General features: G+C 43.0%; 11 protein-coding genes. 10 read left to right on the top strand and 1 reads right to left on the bottom strand.

Annotation, left to right across the window (positions count from 1 at the left end; genetic code table 11):
- Positions 1 to 10 precede the first annotated feature (10 nt).
- The 10 genes from comB to MK480_RS09425 all read left to right on the top strand — a co-directional run bounded on the left by comB (position 11) and on the right by MK480_RS09425 (position 12149).
- Positions 11 to 1360, top strand: coding sequence for a competence pheromone export protein ComB (comB, locus tag MK480_RS09470; RefSeq protein WP_268707581.1), 1350 nt, complete (start codon positions 11 to 13; stop codon positions 1358 to 1360).
- A 169-nt stretch (positions 1361 to 1529) separates the two neighbouring features.
- On the top strand, positions 1530 to 2237 hold the full coding sequence (gene purC, locus MK480_RS09465; RefSeq protein ID WP_268707580.1) for a phosphoribosylaminoimidazolesuccinocarboxamide synthase: 708 nt from the start codon (positions 1530 to 1532) through the stop codon (positions 2235 to 2237).
- A gap of 67 nt (positions 2238 to 2304) precedes the next feature.
- Positions 2305 to 6030, top strand: coding sequence for a phosphoribosylformylglycinamidine synthase (locus MK480_RS09460; RefSeq protein WP_268707579.1), 3726 nt, complete (start codon positions 2305 to 2307; stop codon positions 6028 to 6030).
- Between the two features lie 93 nt (positions 6031 to 6123).
- The gene (purF, locus tag MK480_RS09455; RefSeq protein WP_261074052.1) at positions 6124 to 7566 is read left to right on the top strand and encodes an amidophosphoribosyltransferase; all 1443 of its coding nucleotides are present in this window, start codon (positions 6124 to 6126) and stop codon (positions 7564 to 7566) included.
- Positions 7567 to 7778: 212 nt separating this feature from the next.
- Positions 7779 to 8798 (top strand): phosphoribosylformylglycinamidine cyclo-ligase, encoded by a 1020-nt coding sequence (purM, locus tag MK480_RS09450; RefSeq protein WP_268707578.1) that lies wholly within the window; start codon positions 7779 to 7781, stop codon positions 8796 to 8798.
- A complete protein-coding gene (purN, locus tag MK480_RS09445; RefSeq protein ID WP_268707577.1) occupies positions 8795 to 9349 on the top strand; it encodes a phosphoribosylglycinamide formyltransferase in 555 nt (184 codons plus the stop codon). The genes purM and purN overlap by 4 nt, the downstream gene beginning before the upstream one ends.
- Positions 9346 to 9720, top strand: coding sequence for a hypothetical protein (locus MK480_RS09440; RefSeq protein ID WP_261074054.1), 375 nt, complete (start codon positions 9346 to 9348; stop codon positions 9718 to 9720). Before purN ends, MK480_RS09440 begins: the two co-directional genes overlap by 4 nt.
- A gap of 43 nt (positions 9721 to 9763) precedes the next feature.
- The gene (locus tag MK480_RS09435; protein WP_261074055.1) at positions 9764 to 10228 is read left to right on the top strand and encodes a GNAT family N-acetyltransferase; all 465 of its coding nucleotides are present in this window, start codon (positions 9764 to 9766) and stop codon (positions 10226 to 10228) included.
- 1 nt (position 10229) lies between these two features.
- Complete coding sequence (purH, locus tag MK480_RS09430; RefSeq protein ID WP_268707576.1) at positions 10230 to 11777, top strand: bifunctional phosphoribosylaminoimidazolecarboxamide formyltransferase/IMP cyclohydrolase; 1548 nt, start codon at positions 10230 to 10232, stop codon at positions 11775 to 11777.
- Between the two features lie 78 nt (positions 11778 to 11855).
- On the top strand, positions 11856 to 12149 hold the full coding sequence (locus MK480_RS09425) for a hypothetical protein (protein ID WP_238096413.1): 294 nt from the start codon (positions 11856 to 11858) through the stop codon (positions 12147 to 12149).
- 161 nt (positions 12150 to 12310) lie between these two features.
- Here the strand turns inward: MK480_RS09425 and MK480_RS09420 are convergent, their stop codons facing one another.
- A complete protein-coding gene (locus MK480_RS09420; protein ID WP_001291569.1) occupies positions 12311 to 13528 on the bottom strand; it encodes a tyrosine-type recombinase/integrase in 1218 nt (405 codons plus the stop codon).
- Positions 13529 to 13607 lie beyond the last annotated feature (79 nt).

Below are 13607 nucleotides of genomic sequence, written 5' to 3'. Positions count from 1 at the left end.
AGAGGAGAGGATGAAACCAGAATTTTTAGAAAGTGCGGAGTTTTATAATCGTCGTTACCATAATTTTTCCAGTCGGGTGATTGTACCCATGTCCCTTCTGCTCGTGTTTTTACTTGGATTTGCAACATTTGCAGAGAAGGAGATGAGTTTGTCTACTAGAGCTACTGTCGAGCCTAGTCGTATCCTTGCAAATATCCAGTCAACTAGCAACAATCGCATTCTTGTCAATCATTTGGAAGAAAATAAGCTGGTTAAAAAGGGAGAACTGTTGGTTCAATATCAGGAAGGGGCAGAGGGTGTCCAAGCGGAGTCTTATGCCAGTCAGTTGGACATGCTCAAGGATCAAAAAAAGCAATTGGAGTATTTGCAAAAGAGCCTGCAAGAAGGGGAGAACCACTTTCCAGAGGAGGATAAATTTGGCTACCAAGCCACCTTTCGCGACTACCTCAGCCAAGCAGGTAGTCTTAGGGCTAGTACATCGCAACAAAATGAGACCATCGCGTCCCAGAATGCAGCAGCTAGCCAAACCCAAGCCGAAATCGGCAACCTCATTAGCCAAACAGAGGCTAAAATTCGCGATTACCAGACAGCTAAGTCAGCTATTGAAACAGGTGCTTCCTTGGCCAGTCAGAATCCAGCCTACTCTCTCTACCAGTCCTACAAGTCTCAGGGTGAGGAAAATCTCCAAGCTAAATCCCAGGCAGTTGCGCAGGTTAAAGCACAGCTTTCTCAGTTAGAATCTAGTCTTGCTACTTACCGTGTCCAGTATGCAGGTTCAGGTACCCAGCAAGCCTATGTGTCAGGCTTAAGCAGTCAATTAGAGTCTCTTAAATCTCAACATTTGGCTAAGGTTGGTCAGGAATTGACCCTTCTAGATCAGAAAATCTTGGAGGCAGAGTCAGGCAAGAAGGTTCAGGGAAATCTTCTAGACAAGGGGAAAATTACGGCGAGTGAGGATGGGGTGCTTCATCTTAATCCTGAGACCAGTGATTCTACCATGGTAGCAGAGGGGACTCTACTAGCCCAACTCTATCCGTCCTTGGAAAAAGAAGGGAAAGCCAAACTAACAGCTTATCTCAGTTCAAAGGATGTAGCAAGGATCAAGGTCGGTGATTCTGTTCGCTATACTACGACTCATGATGCCAAGAATCAAATTTTCCTAGATTCTACTATTACAAGTATTGATGCGACAGCTACTAAGACTGAAAAAGGGAATTTCTTTAAAATTGAGGTGGAGACTAATCTAACTTCGGAGCAGGCTGAAAAACTTCGATATGGGGTGGAAGGTCGTCTGCAGATGATTACTGGCAAGAAAAGTTACCTACGTTATTATTTGGATCAATTTTTGAACAAAGAGTAATGTTCGTATTTTCAGAGTTAAATGATTTTAAAACTGTGAGAAATCTTTTTCTTGCGGTTTTTTCTTTATGATTTCCGAGGGCGCTATGTTATTTATTCGGTTAAATTCTTGTAATTTTAGGTTTTTTATGGTAGAATGTGCTCAAGTAATACGAAAGGCGAACTTTAAAATGTCAAAACAATTGATCTATTCGGGAAAAGCTAAAGATATCTATACAACTGAGGATGAAAATCTTATTATTTCAACTTACAAGGACCAGGCGACTGCTTTCAATGGTGTCAAGAAGGAGCAGATTGCAGGTAAAGGAGTTTTGAATAATCAGATTTCATCTTTTATTTTTGAGAAATTAAATGCGGCTGGTGTGGCGACTCACTTTGTGGAGAAACTTTCAGATACAGAACAACTCAATAAAAAGGTTGAGATTATTCCTTTGGAAGTCGTGCTCCGCAACTATACTGCTGGTTCCTTTTCAAAACGTTTTGGTGTGGATGAGGGAATCGCATTTGAGACTCCGATTGTCGAATTTTACTACAAAAATGATGATTTGGATGACCCGTTTATCAATGATGAGCATGTGAAATTCCTACAGATTGCGGATGATCAGCAGATTGCCTACTTGAAGGAAGAAACGCGTCGTATCAATGAACTTTTGAAAGTCTGGTTTGCTGAGATTGGGCTTAAATTGATTGACTTTAAGCTAGAGTTCGGTTTCGATAAGGATGGAAAGATTATCTTGGCAGACGAATTTTCACCAGATAATTGCCGTTTGTGGGATGCGGATGGCAACCACATGGATAAGGATGTTTTCCGTAGAGGTCTCGGAGAATTAACAGACGTTTACGAGATCGTCTGGGAAAAGTTGCAGGAATTGAAATAATCTATTTGCAAGACTCTCAAGGTAATTTGGAAACATTGTAAGAGCTGAAATAAAGGAATAAGGATTGATGGATAAACGTATTTTTGTTGAAAAAAAGGCTGATTTTCAGGTCAAGTCAGAGAGTTTGGTGAGAGAACTCCAGCACAACTTGGGGCTTTCAAGCTTGAAAAGTATTCGTATTGTGCAAGTGTATGATGTATTTGACTTGGCAGAGGACCTGTTTGCACCTGCAGAGAAACATATTTTCTCTGAGCAGGTGACAGACCATGTTTTGGACGAAGCGGCTGTGCAGGCGGATCTTGCCAACTATGTTTTCTTTGCCATTGAAAGCCTACCAGGGCAGTTTGACCAGCGTGCAGCATCTTCACAGGAAGCCTTGCTTTTGCTGGGAAGTTCGAGTGATGTGACAGTTAATACAGCCCAACTTTACTTGGTCAATAAAGATATTGATGCGACTGAGTTAGAAGCAGTCAAAAACTATTTGCTCAATCCAGTTGATTCTCGTTTCAAGGATATCACGACAGCGATTGCTAAGCAGGAATTTTCAGAGTCAGACAAGACCATTCCGAAATTGACTTTCTTTGAAAGCTATACAGCAGAAGACTTTGCCCGCTACAAGGCTGAGCAAGGGATGGCCATGGAAGTGGATGATTTGCTCTTTATCCAGGACTATTTCAAGTCAATCGGGCGCGTGCCGACGGAAACAGAACTCAAGGTTTTGGACACTTACTGGTCTGACCACTGCCGTCACACGACGTTTGAGACAGAGTTGAAACATATTGATTTCTCAGCTTCTAAATTCCAAAAACAATTGCAGTCAACCTATGACAAATATATCGCTATGCGCGATGAGTTGGGGCGTTCTGAAAAACCACAAACCTTGATGGATATGGCGACTATTTTCGGTCGTTATGAGCGTGCTAATGGACGTTTGGATGATATGGAAGTGTCAGACGAAATCAATGCTTGCTCAGTCGAAATTGAAGTGGATGTTGATGGTGTGAAAGAGCCATGGCTCCTCATGTTCAAGAACGAAACCCACAACCACCCAACAGAGATTGAGCCATTTGGTGGGGCTGCTACCTGTATTGGTGGAGCCATTCGTGACCCATTGTCAGGTCGCTCATATGTCTACCAAGCTATGCGTATCTCAGGTGCGGGTGATATTACCGCACCGATTTCAGAAACTCGCGCTGGGAAATTGCCACAACAAGTCATTTCTAAAACAGCGGCTCATGGTTATTCTTCATATGGTAACCAGATTGGGCTTGCAACGACCTACGTTCGTGAGTATTTCCACCCAGGCTTTGTAGCTAAGCGTATGGAGTTAGGCGCAGTTGTCGGTGCAGCTCCTAAGGGCAATGTTGTTCGTGAAAAACCGGAAGCGGGGGATGTGATTATTCTCCTTGGAGGTAAGACTGGACGTGATGGTGTCGGTGGTGCGACAGGTTCTTCTAAGGTTCAAACAGTTGAGTCAGTTGAGACTGCTGGTGCTGAGGTTCAAAAAGGGAATGCTATCGAAGAACGCAAGATTCAACGCCTTTTCCGTAATGGCAATGTCACTCGTCTTATCAAGAAATCTAACGACTTTGGTGCTGGTGGAGTTTGTGTGGCTATCGGTGAATTGGCAGACGGTCTTGAAATCGACCTCAACAAGGTGCCTCTTAAATACCAAGGCTTGAATGGTACCGAAATTGCCATCTCTGAATCACAAGAACGGATGGCGGTTGTGGTGCGTCCTGAAGATGTGGATGCCTTTGTTGAAGAATGTAACAAAGAAAATATTGACGCTGTTGTCGTGGCGACAGTGACGGAAAAACCAAATCTAGTTATGCACTGGAATGGCGAAACGATTGTAGACTTGGAACGCCGTTTCCTTGATACCAATGGTGTGCGCGTGGTTGTCGATGCTAAAGTTGTGGACAAAGATGTCAAGCTTCCAGAAGAACGTCAAACATCTGCTAACACACTTGAAGTTGATACCCTTGCGGTTCTATCTGATTTGAATCATGCGAGTCAAAAAGGATTACAGACTATCTTTGACTGCTCTGTTGGACGCTCAACGGTTAATCACCCACTTGGTGGTCGTTACCAACTCACACCAACTGAGGCATCTGTGCAGAAATTACCAGTTCAACACGGTGTGACTCATACTGCGTCAGTCATGGCTCAAGGATTCAACCCATATGTAGCTGAATGGTCTCCATACCACGGTGCTGCCTATGCGGTGATTGAAGCAACTGCTCGTTTGGTTGCTGCTGGTGCCAAATGGTCTCAGGCTCGTTTTTCTTACCAAGAGTACTTCGAGCGCATGGACAAACAAGCTGAGCGTTTTGGTCAGCCAGTAGCAGCTCTCCTAGGTTCTATCGAGGCACAAATTCAGCTTGGTTTGCCATCTATCGGTGGTAAGGACTCTATGTCTGGTACTTTTGAAGAATTGACAGTGCCACCAACCTTGGTCGCTTTTGGGGTGACGACAGCGGATAGCCGTAAGGTGCTTTCGCCAGAGTTCAAGAATGCTGGTGAAAACATCTACTACATCCCAGGCCAAGCACTCTCAGCAGAGATTGATTTTGACTTGATTAAGTCTAACTTTGCTCAGTTTGAAGCCCTTCAAAAGGCTCACAAAGTAACAGCAGCTTCAGCTGTTAAATACGGAGGTGTGCTTGAAAGTTTGGCACTTGCTACTTTTGGAAATCATATCGGTGCAGAGGTAACCTTGCCTGAACTAGAAACGGCTTTGACAGCACAATTAGGTGGATTTGTCTTTACTTCTCCTGAAGAAATTGCTGGAGTAGAGAAAATCGGTCAAACAAGTGCAGACTTTACACTCTTTGTCAACGGTGTGAAGCTAGATGGACACAAACTTGACAGTGCCTTCCAAGGAAAATTGGAAGAAGTTTACCCAACAGAATTTGCTCAAGCCAAAGAACTAGCTGAAGTACCAGCTGTGGTATCAGATGTTGTGATTAAAGCAAAAGAAAAAGTTGGAAAACCGGTGGTCTATATCCCAGTATTCCCAGGCACCAACTCAGAATATGACTCAGCTAAGGCCTTCGAAAAAGAAGGTGCAGAGGTTAACTTGGTACCATTCGTGACCTTGAATGAAGAAGCCATTGTCAAGTCAGTTGAAACCATGGTTGACAACATCGGAAAGGCTAACATCCTCTTCTTTGCAGGTGGTTTCTCAGCTGCGGACGAACCAGATGGTTCAGCCAAGTTTATTGTTAATATTCTGCTTAATGAAAAAGTGCGTGCAGCTATTGATAGCTTTATCGCCCGTGGTGGCTTGATTATCGGTATCTGTAACGGCTTCCAAGCTTTGGTCAAATCAGGTCTTCTTCCATACGGAAACTTTGAAGATGCCAAAAGTACTAGCCCAACCCTTTTCTACAATGATGCCAACCAACACGTAGCCAAGATGGTGGAAACTCGGATTGCCAATACCAACTCGCCATGGTTGGCTGGGGTGCAAGTGGGTGATATCCACGCTATTCCTGTTTCACACGGTGAAGGGAAGTTTGTCGTGACGGCTGAGGAATTTGCAGAGCTCCGTGACAATGGTCAAATCTTTAGCCAATACGTTGACTTTGACGGCAAACCAAGTATGGATTCTAAGTTCAATCCAAATGGTTCTGTCCATGCCATCGAAGGAATTACCAGCAAGAACGGTCAAATCATCGGTAAGATGGGCCACTCAGAACGTTATGAAGACGGTCTTTTCCAAAACATCCCAGGAAATAAAGACCAGCACCTGTTCGCGTCAGCGGTTAAATACTTTACTGGAAAATAAGACTTGCAGATTTTCTAATAGATAGTATCAGTAATGTAAAAGTCATGTAGATTTAGCTCTTGGTGCTACACAAATAAAAATTAGGTATATAAAATGACATACGAAGTAAAATCTCTTAATGAAGAATGTGGTGTTTTCGGTATCTGGGGACATCCAGATGCTGCTAAATTGACCTATTTTGGTCTCCATAGTCTTCAGCACCGTGGTCAGGAGGGGGCAGGAATCCTCTCCAATGACCAAGGGAAACTAAAGCGGCATCGCGATATGGGTCTTCTATCAGAAGTCTTCAGAAATCCTGCTAACTTAGATAAATTGACAGGAACTGGTGCGATTGGGCATGTGCGTTATGCGACTGCTGGCGAAGCTTCTGTAGATAACATCCAGCCCTTCCTCTTCCGTTTTCACGATATGCAGTTTGGGTTGGCTCATAATGGAAATCTGACCAATGCAGCCTCTCTCAAGAAAGAACTGGAACAAAGAGGCGCGATTTTCAGCGCGACTTCGGACTCGGAAATCTTGGCTCATCTCATTCGTCGTAGTCACAATCCGAACTTAATGGGAAAAATCAAGGAGGCGCTCAGCCTAGTTAAAGGTGGTTTTGCCTATATCTTGCTATTTGAAGACAAGTTGATTGCTGCCCTTGACCCTAATGGCTTCCGTCCGCTTTCTATCGGGAAAATGGGCAACGGAGCGGTGGTGGTTTCCTCTGAAACTTGTGCTTTTGAAGTCATTGGTGCAGAGTGGATTCGTGATTTGAAGCCCGGTGAGATTGTAATCATTGATGACAAGGGCATCCAGTATGATAGCTATACGGATGATACTCAGCTCGCGATTTGTTCTATGGAGTATATCTATTTTGCCCGTCCTGATTCTAATATCCACGGTGTTAATGTCCATACGGCACGTAAACGTATGGGTGCCCAATTGGCGCGTGAATTCAAGCACGACGCGGATATCGTGGTAGGTGTGCCCAATTCTTCCCTCAGCGCGGCTATGGGATTTGCGGAAGAGTCCAGGCTACCAAATGAAATGGGCCTCATCAAGAACCAATACACCCAACGGACCTTTATCCAACCGACTCAAGAATTGCGGGAGCAAGGGGTGCGGATGAAACTCTCTGCTGTTTCAGGCGTTGTAAAAGGCAAGCGTGTGGTTATGATTGATGACTCTATTGTACGTGGAACAACCTCTCGTCGGATCGTTCAACTCTTGAAAGAAGCGGGTGCGACTGAGGTTCACGTTGCCATTGGTAGTCCAGCGCTAGCTTATCCATGCTTCTACGGGATTGATATCCAGACCCGTCAGGAGCTGATTGCGGCCAATCATACGGTTGAAGAAACTCGCCAAATCATTGGTGCGGACAGTCTGACTTACCTTTCTGTTGAAGGTTTGATTGATTCGATTGGGATTGAAACAGATGCGCCAAATGGTGGTCTCTGTGTCGCTTACTTTGACGGTGACTACCCAACACCTCTCTACGACTACGAAGAAGACTATCGTAGAAGTTTGGAAGAAAAGACCAGTTTTTACAAATAGACAATAGATCCTCCATTAAAGAAAAGGAAAAATAAAATGGCAAATAAAAATGCTTATGCTTCACGTCTCACTACTGACTAAAAGCTAAAGCATTTGTCAGTAGACGCTTTGTCCTATAGGATCAAAGCTAGAGCCCTGACTAGTATTTTTAGATAAAATAATTGTTTATCTAAAAATACGTCGCAATCTTCTCAAAGAAAAGGAATAAATAAATGACAAAAAATGCTTATGCCCAATCGGGTGTGGATGTTGAAGCGGGTTATGAAGTTGTTGAACGGATCAAAAAGCACGTGGCTCGTACAGAGCGTGCAGGTGTTATGGGAACCCTTGGTGGTTTCGGTGGCATGTTTGACCTTTCAAAAACAGGTGTCAAAGAGCCGGTTTTGATTTCAGGGACTGACGGTGTCGGAACCAAGCTCATGCTGGCTATCAAGTACGACAAGCACGATACTATCGGTCAAGACTGTGTGGCTATGTGTGTCAACGACATCATTGCTGCAGGTGCGGAGCCCCTCTATTTCCTTGACTACGTCGCTACTGGAAAGAATGAACCAGCTAAGCTAGAACAAGTGGTTGCTGGTGTAGCAGAAGGTTGTGTGCAGGCAGGTGCTGCCCTCATTGGTGGAGAAACGGCTGAAATGCCTGGTATGTATGGCGAAGATGATTACGACTTGGCCGGTTTTGCAGTCGGTGTGGCTGAAAAATCTCAAATCATAGACGGTTCAAAAGTAGCTGAAGGTGATGTGATTCTTGGACTTGCTTCAAGTGGTATTCACTCAAATGGTTACTCTCTCGTCCGTCGTGTCTTTGCCGACTATACAGGTGAAGAAGTCCTGCCAGAATTGGAAGGCAAGAAACTCAAGGAAGTTCTTCTTGAGCCGACTCGTATCTATGTCAAGGCTGTTTTGCCACTCATCAAGGAAGAGTTGGTCAACGGCATTGCCCACATCACTGGTGGTGGCTTTATCGAAAATGTCCCTCGCATGTTTGCAGCTGACTTGGCTGCTGAGATTGAAGAAGACAAAGTTCCAGTCTTGCCAATCTTCAAAGCTCTTGAAAAATATGGTAAAATCAAACATGAAGAAATGTTTGAAATCTTCAATATGGGTGTGGGACTTATGCTAGCAGTTAGCCCTGAAAATGTAATTCGTGTCAAGGAATTGTTGGATGAACCAGTCTATGAAATTGGTCGCATCGTCAAGAAAGAAAACGAAAGTGTCATCATCAAATGAAAAAAATAGCGGTTTTTGCCTCAGGCAATGGCTCGAATTTTCAGGTGATTGCCGAAGAATTTCCAGTAGAGTTTGTCTTTTCAGACCATCGTAACTCCTATGTGCTCGAACGTGCAGACAAGCTCGGCGTTCTGTCCTATGCTTTTGAACTCAAGGAGTTTGAGAGCAAGGCAGACTACGAAGCGGCCCTTGTCGAACTCTTGGAAGAGCACCAGATTGACTTGGTTTGTCTAGCAGGCTACATGAAAATCGTTGGGCCAACCTTATTGGCAGCTTATGAAGGTCGAATCATCAATATCCATCCAGCCTACCTGCCAGAATTTCCAGGAGCTCATGGGATTGAGGATGCTTGGAATGCAGGTGTTGCTGAGAGTGGTGTTACCATTCACTGGGTGGACTCAGGTGTGGATACAGGAAAGGTCATCAAACAAGTGCGTGTGCCACGGCTATCTGATGATACCATCGAAAGTTTTGAAGAACGGATTCATGAGGCAGAGTACAAGTTGTATCCGGAGGTTCTGGATAGCTTGGGAGTAGGGAGGAAGAAATGAATATTGACCACTACTATATGGAGTTAAAGAATAAGTTATCTAACAGACCAACCCTACTGGATAATACTAATGATTTTCTTTTTGTTTTAGTAAATACAGTGAAAGCTATGATAGAAAATACTGATAAAAGTCAGCTTTCAGAGTTAGATAAAATTTTAGATAGTGTCACAAGTCAAGAATTAAAACTTGCCTATGATTTCTGTCAAGGGAGATTCGGTCAAGCGGGTTTTTCTTATCGTAGGCACCCGAATTATTTTTATTTGTCCAGTTTAATTGCGACTTTTCCAGAATTTGAGTTGTCTAAAGCAGACCGAGATTATCTCAAAGGAATCATAAATTTTGATAACTACCTTTTATATGAGTTGGATTAGTCTTTAATCACCTCAAAATCCTATTTATTCAAAAGGAGCAAAAATGATTGAGATAAAATTAGTAGATGAGAGCAGTTTTCAGGCAGTGCTGGATTTGAAAATATCTGAAGCTGATGAACGAGCACGTTTCGTGTCTCCAAATGTACGCTCTTTAGCTGACGCATGGCTCTACCGAGAGAATGGGGATGTGTTTCCAATGGCAATTTATTGGAATGAACTTGTGGTTGGCTTTCTCCTGCTGGAAATAGACAAGGATGAAGCGGAATACTTTATCTGGCGGATAATGATTGGTCAGCAGTACCAAGGAAGAGGTTATGGTCGAAAAGCCTTGGAAGTTCTAATCAAAGAGGCTCAGATGGATAGAGTCTGCAGTCATATTGTTGCAGATTATGTGGTTGGAAATGAAAAAATGAAGCACCTGCTGACTAGTCTTGGTTTTCAGGAAACAGGATTTATAGAAGAAAATAACGAAGTCGCTATGCGCTTGGACTTAAAGAAAGAGGAATAGAATGACGAAAAAAGCCTTGATCAGCGTCTCAGACAAAGCGGGCATTGTTGAATTTGCCCAAGAACTTAAAAAACTTGGTTGGGATATTATCTCGACAGGTGGGACAAAGGTTGCCCTTGACAATGCTGGGGTGGAGACCATTGCGATCGATGATGTGACGGGCTTCCCAGAGATGATGGATGGCCGTGTTAAGACCCTTCATCCAAATATCCACGGTGGGCTCCTCGCTCGTCGAGACTTGGATAGCCACCTGGAAGCGGCCAAAGACAATCAAATCGAGCTCATTGACCTTGTAGTGGTTAATCTCTATCCCTTTAAAGAAACGATTCTCAAACCAGATGTAACTTACGCTGATGCAGTTGAAAACATCGATATTGGTGGGCCATCTATGCTTCGCTCGGCAGCGAAGAATCATGCCAGCGTAACAGTTGTTGTAGACCCAGAGGATTATGCTGTGATTCTTGACGAATTGTCAGCAAACGGTGAAACAACTTACGAAACTCGACAACGTTTGGCAGCCAAGGTTTTCCGTCACACAGCAGCTTATGATGCCTTGATTGCAGAGTATTTCACATCTCAAGTCGGCGAGATCAAGCCTGAAAAGTTGACTTTGACTTATGACCTCAAACAAGCTATGCGTTATGGGGAAAATCCTCAACAGGATGCGGACTTCTACCAAAAAGCCTTGCCGACTGACTATTCTATTGCATCAGCGAAACAGCTCAACGGGAAAGAATTGTCATTTAACAATATCCGCGATGCGGATGCAGCTATTCGTATTATCCGTGACTTCAAAGACCGTCCAACCGTTGTAGCTCTCAAACACATGAACCCATGTGGAATCGGTCAAGCTGATGATATCGAAACAGCTTGGGATTACGCTTATGAGTCTGATCCAGTGTCTATCTTTGGTGGTATCGTTGTTCTTAACCGTGAGGTGGATGCTGTGACAGCTGAGAAGATGCACGGCGTTTTCCTTGAAATCATCATTGCACCAAGCTATACGGATGAAGCGCTAGCCATTTTGACCAACAAAAAGAAAAATCTGCGTATCCTTGCCCTGCCATTTGATGCTCAAGAGGCTAGCGAAGTGGAAGCAGAATACACAGGTGTAGTTGGTGGACTTCTGGTGCAAAACCAAGATGTTGTCAAGGAAAGCCCAGTCGATTGGCAAGTGGTGACCAAACGCCAACCAACTGAGACAGAAGCGACAGCTCTTGAGTTCGCTTGGAAGGCTATTAAATACGTCAAATCAAACGGGATCATCGTGACCAACGACCACATGACACTTGGTGTCGGCCCTGGGCAAACCAATCGTGTAGCTTCCGTCCGCATCGCTATTGATCAAGCTAAAGACCGCCTTGACGGTGCTGTCCTTGCTTCGGATGCCTTCTTCCCATTTGCGGATAACGTGGAAGAAATCGCCAAAGCAGGAATCAAGGCCATCATCCAACCAGGTGGGTCTGTGCGTGACCAAGAGTCTATCGAAGCCGCTGACAAATACGGCTTGACTATGGTCTTCACAGGAGTGAGACATTTTAGACATTAAGAGAAAAAAATTCCATCTGAAATGATGGAATTTTGCTATAATATAGACAAAATAATCAGAGGGATTAAAGGTGTTACAATGGCTGAGTTAGTTTATACATATATAGAAAAAATGGATACTGGTATAAAAAACAGCGAGATATCTTTTTCGGAGGAACATAAGTTTAGAATGAAAGAAAGGACTTTGTTTTATGTAGAGAATAAAAACAAAAGGTTTTTTGGTGAAAAAATATCTAACTTATCATTACTTGTTGGGAAAAATGGTATAGGTAAAAGTAGTATATTAGATTTAATTTCTTTTTCGAATAAAAATACCAATTTACGAAGAGGAAGAAATAGTTATTTTAACATTTTTATTAAAAACAAAACATAGATTTCTAATTATCCTTTTAAATCTCATTAAATGCTCGCAAATCCTTATTCTAAAGGGCTTCGAGCATTTTTACTGTTGGAAGATACTTCACGTTTCCTTATATATTTCCTCATGAATTGACTGTCAGAAGTGGTAAATTAGTAGTAAATTCATCTGTACTACTAAGCAACAAGACGTTCCTGCTGTTTCTTTTTTTCCAAGCGGTTCATCTCTGCCATAGCAGAATCGAATGTAGCATGTGCGTAATAGTTCAGCGTCATGTTTATATTCGCATGCCCCATAATGTACTGCAATGCTTTTGGGTTCATTCCTGCATTTGCATAGTTAGTGCAGAACGTATGACGCAAAATGTGTGGAGTGATATGGGGTAGCTTATCCTCATGATATTTATTGTATTTCTTGACAAGGTTTTTCAACATACCATTGTAATCACTTGCCACTTTAGGATAGTCTTTCCCATTGAGAAAAAGGAAATTACTATAACCATCAATCACAACACATTTACGGTTCTTCCGATTCGCCAGCACTCGCTGAAACGCTTGATAGGCTTCTTCAACCATAGGAACTTGTCGTTCGCCACTTTTAGTCTTGGGAGTTTCAATGTAGTATCCATTTTCAGTATCTCGTAGTAACTGATGGTCTACCTTGACAAGACGATTTTCAAAATCCAAATCTGGAAGTGTCAGACCGCCAAACTCTGAAATACGAAGACCCGTTTTTAAGAGTATCAGGATTTCATCATAATTCTTGCTGTAGGTCTTATCAGCTTTCGCAAAGGATAACAGCTTTTCTTCCTGCTCCGTTGTCAATGCGACTTTAGGAACAGTATCATCATCAATGACGGTATTTAGCTGGAAGTCAAAGGGATTCTTCCGAACACAATCGTCTTCAATCGCAATATAGAATGAAGCCCTTAAAGAACGCTTATAGTTATTGATGGTTTGATAAGCATATCCATCTTCACTCATTCTAATCGCCCATTCTTTAGCGTCAGACGGTTTAATGCTGTCTATGCTCCTTGCACCTAACTTGTCCTTTGTCAAAATATCCATCAGATATTTCCGTCCAGTTTGCGTGCCTTTCTTCACATTGGGTCTTTGAGCATTCTGCTTTGCGTAAAGCTGACAAAGTGTCATTTTCTTTCCTACAACATCAATGCCATCATGAATGTCTTTCAGTAGCTCCGCAACTTTTTCCCGAAGAGGAACACAATCACGCTTTCCTGCTGGTACTCTGTCTGTAGCCACCAGTTTCCATGAGTAGATAAATTGCGGTTCTCCAAATGAATCTACATATTTATATAAGTATCTTCCGTCTTTTCGTTGGCTCTCCCCAGTCTTTAAAATGCGACCTTTATTGTCACGTCTTTTCTCTGACATGGCTTTCGCTCCTTTCCAAAATGGAAAGAGCCTTGATACGACTTAATGCTATTTTATCATATCCAAGACCCTTTGGCGA

It is taken from the genome of Streptococcus mitis (genome assembly GCF_026782895.1).
GTDB classification, from domain to species: domain Bacteria; phylum Bacillota; class Bacilli; order Lactobacillales; family Streptococcaceae; genus Streptococcus; species Streptococcus mitis_CB.
Note: the sequence above shows the minus strand (reverse complement) of the source record. Positions and strands in the feature narration are given on the sequence as shown.

Coding starts and splice junctions, on each gene's coding strand:
- comB (WP_268707581.1), top strand. CDS start 11: ATGAAACCAGAATTTTTAGAAAGTGCGGAGTTTTATAATCGTCGTTAC.
- purC (WP_268707580.1), top strand. CDS start 1,530: ATGTCAAAACAATTGATCTATTCGGGAAAAGCTAAAGATATCTATACA.
- MK480_RS09460 (WP_268707579.1), top strand. CDS start 2,305: ATGGATAAACGTATTTTTGTTGAAAAAAAGGCTGATTTTCAGGTCAAG.
- purF (WP_261074052.1), top strand. CDS start 6,124: ATGACATACGAAGTAAAATCTCTTAATGAAGAATGTGGTGTTTTCGGT.
- purM (WP_268707578.1), top strand. CDS start 7,779: ATGACAAAAAATGCTTATGCCCAATCGGGTGTGGATGTTGAAGCGGGT.
- purN (WP_268707577.1), top strand. CDS start 8,795: ATGAAAAAAATAGCGGTTTTTGCCTCAGGCAATGGCTCGAATTTTCAG.
- MK480_RS09440 (WP_261074054.1), top strand. CDS start 9,346: ATGAATATTGACCACTACTATATGGAGTTAAAGAATAAGTTATCTAAC.
- MK480_RS09435 (WP_261074055.1), top strand. CDS start 9,764: ATGATTGAGATAAAATTAGTAGATGAGAGCAGTTTTCAGGCAGTGCTG.
- purH (WP_268707576.1), top strand. CDS start 10,230: ATGACGAAAAAAGCCTTGATCAGCGTCTCAGACAAAGCGGGCATTGTT.
- MK480_RS09425 (WP_238096413.1), top strand. CDS start 11,856: ATGGCTGAGTTAGTTTATACATATATAGAAAAAATGGATACTGGTATA.
- MK480_RS09420 (WP_001291569.1), bottom strand. CDS start 13,528: ATGTCAGAGAAAAGACGTGACAATAAAGGTCGCATTTTAAAGACTGGG.